At 57.5% G+C, this 6357-nt stretch carries 5 protein-coding genes; 1 reads left to right on the top strand and 4 read right to left on the bottom strand.

Annotation, left to right across the window (positions count from 1 at the left end; all coding sequences use genetic code 11):
* Nucleotides 1-10: 10 nt before the first annotated feature.
* From FJ986_RS27670 to FJ986_RS27685, 4 genes are all read right to left on the bottom strand, one after another.
* The gene (locus FJ986_RS27670; RefSeq protein ID WP_140523369.1) at nt 11-472 is read right to left on the bottom strand and encodes an EF-hand domain-containing protein; all 462 of its coding nucleotides are present in this window, start codon (nt 470-472) and stop codon (nt 11-13) included.
* 933 nt (nt 473-1405) lie between these two features.
* Complete coding sequence (locus FJ986_RS27675; protein ID WP_224702955.1) at nt 1406-1903, bottom strand: response regulator; 498 nt, start codon at nt 1901-1903, stop codon at nt 1406-1408.
* The gene (locus tag FJ986_RS27680; RefSeq protein ID WP_140523372.1) at nt 1878-4559 is read right to left on the bottom strand and encodes a PAS domain S-box protein; all 2682 of its coding nucleotides are present in this window, start codon (nt 4557-4559) and stop codon (nt 1878-1880) included. Before FJ986_RS27680 ends, FJ986_RS27675 begins: the two co-directional genes overlap by 26 nt.
* Nucleotides 4560-4924: 365 nt before the next feature.
* Nucleotides 4925-5683: a Crp/Fnr family transcriptional regulator gene (locus FJ986_RS27685; protein ID WP_224656184.1), complete on the bottom strand. Its 759-nt coding sequence runs from the start codon at nt 5681-5683 to the stop codon at nt 4925-4927.
* 315 nt (nt 5684-5998) lie between these two features.
* On the opposite strand from FJ986_RS27685, the gene FJ986_RS27690 reads away from it, so the two are divergent.
* Nucleotides 5999-6190, top strand: coding sequence for a hypothetical protein (locus FJ986_RS27690; protein WP_140567522.1), 192 nt, complete (start codon nt 5999-6001; stop codon nt 6188-6190).
* Nucleotides 6191-6357 lie beyond the last annotated feature (167 nt).

A 6357-nucleotide genomic window follows, 5' to 3' on the forward strand; every position in this document is an offset into this window, starting at 1 on the left:
CCTTTGGGCGCTACTGCATGTCTCCACCTCCACGACCCTGTGAGAAGGATTGAATCTCCTCGAGGTCAATCCTGCCATCGCCGTTCTCGTCGACGGCGTCAAATATCCGCCCGATCACATCCTGGATCTCGCTGTGCGAAAGGGCTCCATCGCCGTCGGCGTCCATTATCGCAAACATTATTTGCATACGGGCAAAGTACATCATGCGGGGCCCCATGCGATCAGCCTTTCGAGATATCCTGCCCGCCTCGCGAGGCCCTTGTGCGATGTCCCGGTGCCAACCTTTGCGGTGCGGAGGTCCTCCTTCGGGACCGCCATCTCCCTGCAGCTTTTCCTGCAACATCTCGTCTATCATCTGGCGCATCATTTCACGCGTCTGGTCGTCGATATGTCCGGTGGGGCCGGGGGGCGGCGTGGATCCAGACTGCTGCGTTGGCAGCTTAAGGTCCGGTGTCCCGCTCGTCTGGGCCATCGCCGGCAAGCTCAACAAAACCAAAGCAGCGGCAAACTGCCGCCGGCCCGCATTGCGCTTTCATCGGCTTCTCCTTCCTTGGATGGTTGTGCCAAACTTCGGCGTTCACGGCCAAACTTGCTCCTCAAACTTTGGTTCCGATTCGCACGCTCGGCTAGCAGCCGAGCCGGATGCGTCGGTCCTTTCCGACTGACGGTCCGCGACGTTCAGGTCGGGCAGCGGGAGCACCTTCGCTTGCGTCTGGAAAGCGGTCGTCGATGGCATCCGTTCAAGAAGAGCGGCTCCGTGCCGAACGGCCCCGAGCTCTAACTGCCGACCGAAAAAGCGCCGGTCAGGAAGAGGGCGAGCAGTCCTGGAGCAGACATCGCCGAGAGACGGGCAGGACATCGAACGCGCATAGCCGGTGTGCAGCCTCTCCAGCGATCTATGGTAGTCGCGCCACCACGGGCCGATATTGACGGTCGGGAGATTGGCTAACCCACTCTGCGACGTCCATCGTAAGGTGTCCTTCCATGCGGGCGTGTTTGCGTGCACGATGTCGAGACAGCGTTTGGCGGCTTCGCCGAAGAAGCTCACATCGGAAATCCCTGCGACATACTCCGAGTAGCCAATCGCGCTGCCGTGGTGTGCCGATGCCCTTCGGCAGTTCCATGGCCACGGCCCGAAGCCGGACTTCGGTCGAAGTGACGGAGAGATTTGTCGGCACTATGGTATCTAACCAAACCCGGTATGATTGCAGGCCCATGCTATTGGCCTGATACCAGGCCTCCTGGGTTGTCAGGCCAGGCAAAATGGATCCGGTGGTCTGTATGCGTACAGTCGCAATCGATCAGCCGGCCAGCTTGGAGCGTACCAATTCGCGATAGCAACGAAGATTACGTCCGTTAATTTCAAAGCCAGGGCTTCGCCAGCACTGGCTGCCGGCTGTGACGCTCAGCCTTTGTTGTCGAGCTCCTGCAAACCGTTTTGGATGGCTTCGATGAGCATCGCCGTAGAGTAGGGTTTCTGAACCCAGCCGAGTGGTCTTGCCGCTTCGGCTCGAAGCTTTACGTCGCGGTCAGCGTGCGCGGTTGCGAAGATGCACCGTATGCCGAAGTCCCGGTAGAGTTCCAACGCTGCGTCAATTCCGTCCCGCTTGCCAAGCAAGCGGATATCCATCAGGGCAATCGCAGGCTGAGCCGAGCGCGCAATTATGATCGCCTCCTCGGCTGTGCTGGCTATCCCAGCCAACACAAAACCGGCATCGCTAAGACTAGCCTCGACATCGAGGGCTATGAGGTAGTCGTCTTCGACGATCATGATGCATGGTTTGCCGGAAATTCTCGCTTCTGCTCCAATCCCATCATCTCTGGAGAAAACCAACTGAGGTCTGAATGGCTGGTTCGACTCCCCCGTTCGGCCTGTCTCAAACATTGCCGTTTTTAAGGTCAAAGCCGTTCTCCCCGGGAGCCTGAGAAAAAATCACGATGCAACGAGACGGATCTCGCTCAACTTCGAAAATCCCACCAATCTGTCGCGCCAACCCCTCAACCAACCGCAAACCTGACGAGGAAGGACGCACCGCCCTCAGATCGAAACCTGAACCTTCATCCTCTACCGTCAACACCTGCTTTTGACCGTGCTGCTTGATCCCAACCCGAATGATGCTTGCCTTGCCCGCAGATCCATGTTTGACGGCATTGACCAAAAGCTCATTGAGTATGAGCGCAAGCGGCATCGCGATATCGTTGGGCAACTGGATGGGATCGGCGTCGCAAATGAGTTGGACGTTCGCTGGAAACACCTGCTTTGTCGTTTCGCAAATGGCCCCGAGAAAAAGTGGCGCGCTGAAATTGGATGCGTCTGGGGTGTCGTAGAGAACACGTTGAGCCGCAGCCATGGTTGCCACTCGCTTGCTCGCCTCGTCGAGCGTCTTGCGAGCCTCCGAATTTTGACTGGTCCTGGCCGCTACCGAAAGCAAGGACTTCAACATCATCATGTTGTTCTTAACGCGATGGTTGAGTTCGTTAAGCAGGATCCGCTGTTGTGTCTCAGCTTGCTTGCGCTCGCTGACGTCGACCAGCATGTTGATGCCGCCGACAATTGCTCCAGCTGCATCCCGCATCGGCGTCGGATAGGGAATGAATGGAATCCGCGTGCCGTCCGGCCGCTCGGCAATCGCCTCAACTCCCCGGACCGGCCGCCCTTCACGAAGGGAAACAGCCATTGGACACTGGTCGTGAGGAAGTGGCGTTCCATCTGGCCAATAGAGCTTCCAGGTGACGCACCATTCATCACTGCCGATCACCGGCGTGCGGCCGGCGAGTTCGACCGCTGCCTCATTGAAATAGGTGATCTTGCCTTGCTCATCGGTCGTGTAGATTGCAGCAGGGATGGCCGCGAGAAGATCCTGAAGGTGACGTTCACTGTCGCGCACCTTTGCTTCCGCAATTTTCTGCGCAGTTATATCCCGGGCAATTTTGGAGGCGCCAACGATACGGCCCGCTGCGTCTCGGACAGGCGATATAGTCAGAGAAATGTCCACTAGCGACCCATCCTTGTGGCGCCGGACTGTTTCGAAATGATCGACAATTTCGCCCTTGCGTATTCGACCCAGGATGAGCGGCTCCTCTTGCAGCCGATCCGGAGGGATGATGATCGTGATCGGCTTGCCGAGCACTTCCGAGGCCGAATAGCCGAACAGGCGCTCAGCCCCGCGATTCCATGTCAAAATGATCCCATTCAAATCCTTGCTGACGATCGCGTCATGGGAAGACTCCACGATTGCTGCCAGCCTTTGAGCAGCAATTTCGCCCTTTATGCGTTCGATACCGAAACCGAGCTGACGAGCGATGGTCCGACCCGTTTCAATCTGCTGTTCCGAGTGCTCTTGAGGCTGGTCGAAGTAGGCCATGAATTTGCCCAGAAGCCGTCCACCTTGTGTGATCGGAATGAAGTAGACCGCACCAATGCCCTCAGTCTGGATCGCTTGTTTCAATTCTTCCGGCAAATCCGCTTGGTGTGCATCGTCAACACAGATCGGCTGCGGATCTTGGCTCTCCGCTGACCAAGGCGAGTGTCCTTCCACCGCTACGCGGTAAGTGTCGGACAGGCCACGCCAAGCCACAAACTTCATGCGCCCGTTTTTATCCAACAGCAATATCGAAGCACGCTGGCATTGGAGCGCACGTTGGATTGCATCGAGCGCCGGCGCATACACATCCTCTTGCGTGCGCGCATGCTGCAGCATTTCGGTGAATCGATGTATCGCACCCTGTTCCTCGGCACGTTTGGCAAGCGCCGCCTCAACCCGCTTGCGCTCGCTGATATCGTGCTGGACACGTACAGCGTATCGAAATGACCCGTCGCAGTCATGAACGCTCGACGAATTCACAACAGCCCAAAAAACTGATCCATTCTTGCGAACAAATCGCTTTTCAAGTGTGTAGCTGTCGATCTCGCCAGCCACTTGCCGTCGATACTGCTCGCGATCTGCTTCAGCATCGGCGGGAAAGGTGCGGTCAAAAATCGATCGTCCAATCAGCTCATCCTGCGTGTAGCCCAAAAGGTCACACAGATGGGAATTTACCCGCAGCAGTTGGCCTTCGGCGTTTGCTTCCACAATACCAGCGGCAGCGTTCTCATAGGTGATGGCAAGGCGCCGCTCCTGTTCGCGGATAAGCTCCTGCGCCTTGACCGTTTCAGTCACATCGATGGTGATGCAGCGGGTATTGAGGAAGCGGTCACCCAATGCGCGAACGTTGGAGGTTATCTCCACCCAGCGGGTCGAGCCATCTTTGGCACGCAGCCGGGCGCGGTGGTTTTTAAGTTCCTCCCGCCGGGACAGGCGGTCCAATATGTCTCCAATAGCAACCTGATCTGCGTGGAAATCGCGAATGTTGCGGCCTACATATTCGTCGGCCGTGAATCCCAACATTTGCAATTCCGCGCGATTGGCACGCAGGATGGTGCCATCTTTCCCGACGAAGTGAAGTGCGATGGCGGCATTCTCGAAGAAATCCTCAAACTCATTGGTGAGTATCGGATCGGGAACCTCCGAGAGAGAGGCTACCTCGTCGACTTGAGCAGGAAGAATCCCTTGCTTCATTTGGCACCCCGTCCCCACAAGCCCCTTCGAACGCTTGTGGGGATGAAAAGTTCCAAACTGACCGCTTTAATCGGCGCCAGACGCATCAGATCCCTTAGCCCAAGATGCATGAACACCGCGGATCGCGTGCTTGAGGGCCGCCCGGATAGGTTCAATTGCAGCAGAGGAGCCTGAAGAAAATCGCCTGCCGTGCGGCCGAAGCACTATCCGTTAGCACGATTGTGCACGGGCCGAGGTGGTTGAGGAGTGCGTCGGCAATTTGCCCGTTGGGGTCCTCCACCTGCCTCTCAAGCCGAGCGTGCCGTGCGCCATTGCTTGGGCCATCATTGCTGCTGGGAGGTGACGAAGCACGCGAGTAAAAGTCTCTATCGCGGCTCTTTGCGAAGGTTGAGATAAGTCGCGTCGAACTCGGCGGCTCGCACCAAGCGATCCCAGTTCGTGATGGTCACGACCTTACGCTGCCAGGTGATAAGGCCAGCACGGCGCAATGCCATAAGCGTCCGATTGAGATGGACAATCGACAGCCCCACCGTATCCGCCAGCATGCTTTGCGTGACAGGAAATTCGAATGACCATTCCCGGGTCAAGCCGACGACCTCCATACGCAGGAACATCTCGCAAATGATGTGCGCCAGGTGGGCCTCTGCGGACCGGCGCCCGAGGCACGCGATCCAAACCCTCTGAATGGCGGCATCCACCGCCAATACCGTTGTCAGCACGCGGAACAGATGCTGGTGGGTCTCAGTGATCCGATGCAGCGTATCATGCCCGATGAACGCCATGCGAGTTGGCGCCAAAGCAACGACGTTGTGGTCCATAACGTGCAACAGGAATGCATGCAGATCAACGAAGTCGCCTGGAATGTGGAGGGCCGTTATCTGACGCCTGCCGTCGGCGAAGGTGACATTTCTTCCCGTGATCCCCGAGACGATAACGCAGCTCTCCTTGGGTTCGGAGTGCTCCACGACGATTTCGTCGTCGACTTCGTAGTCACGCACGCGCCAGGGGCCGTCCTTAAGTACTGCCCGGTCTTGGGCCGTGAGATCGTCCCGTCGTTCCAGCACCTTGAACAACACGGAGAGATCGAAACCTGATCTGTTCGGCAGTATCGTCTCACCTGGCAAGGGGTTACCTCCTTAATATCGAGCGGGCTCAAAAGCTCAGGTCAGGTTGTATCGCGTGCCATACCTCGCCCCATCACTTGGAAGTAGTCACGTTCCGAGAATCGCCGAGTGTCGGACCATTAGGATGGTACGACTGTCCGCGGGTCGAAGGCGGCAAGCTAGCGATCCATTTCTTCGCGCGGACATCAGAGTGGTGTCACCGCGCGCTCGCCCGCGTGCTGCACACCACCACGCCAGCGAAGACGAGCTACATCTCCCCTCATGATCTCCACCTAAAGAACGTAAAGCTGCACGACGCCGAAGGTTCCGCCACACATGAAGAAGGCTTCATATCTGCCGTGGAACGACACCTTCACGCCAGCGCATCCGACCATCGTCGCCAAGTTCCGGCTTCGTCCAAAACTGTGGCCGCCCAAGATGTCGGATCAGCTTGCGGCAAAACCCTTCAAGCACGTTCGCGAGCTTGGCCCAAGAATGGGAACCCGCGTTGCAGTCGAAAGTTCTTGATGATGGCAAATCACCCGATCACGAGCGTGCTCACCTCAATTGGCACGTTGACCTCTCGGCCGGCAGCATTCCTGGTGCTGCTGGCTTACACGGCCCTTTGGCTATTTCTCGACAGGGCGAGTTTGAACTGGCACGGCGCGGCGACCCTGTTCACCTGGGCCATGACA

Source organism: Mesorhizobium sp. B1-1-1 (assembly GCF_006442955.1).
Classification (GTDB): domain Bacteria; phylum Pseudomonadota; class Alphaproteobacteria; order Rhizobiales; family Rhizobiaceae; genus Mesorhizobium.

Coding starts and splice junctions, on each gene's coding strand:
- FJ986_RS27670 (WP_140523369.1), bottom strand. CDS start 472: ATGGCCCAGACGAGCGGGACACCGGACCTTAAGCTGCCAACGCAGCAG.
- FJ986_RS27680 (WP_140523372.1), bottom strand. CDS start 4,559: ATGAAGCAAGGGATTCTTCCTGCTCAAGTCGACGAGGTAGCCTCTCTC.
- FJ986_RS27690 (WP_140567522.1), top strand. CDS start 5,999: ATGAAGAAGGCTTCATATCTGCCGTGGAACGACACCTTCACGCCAGCG.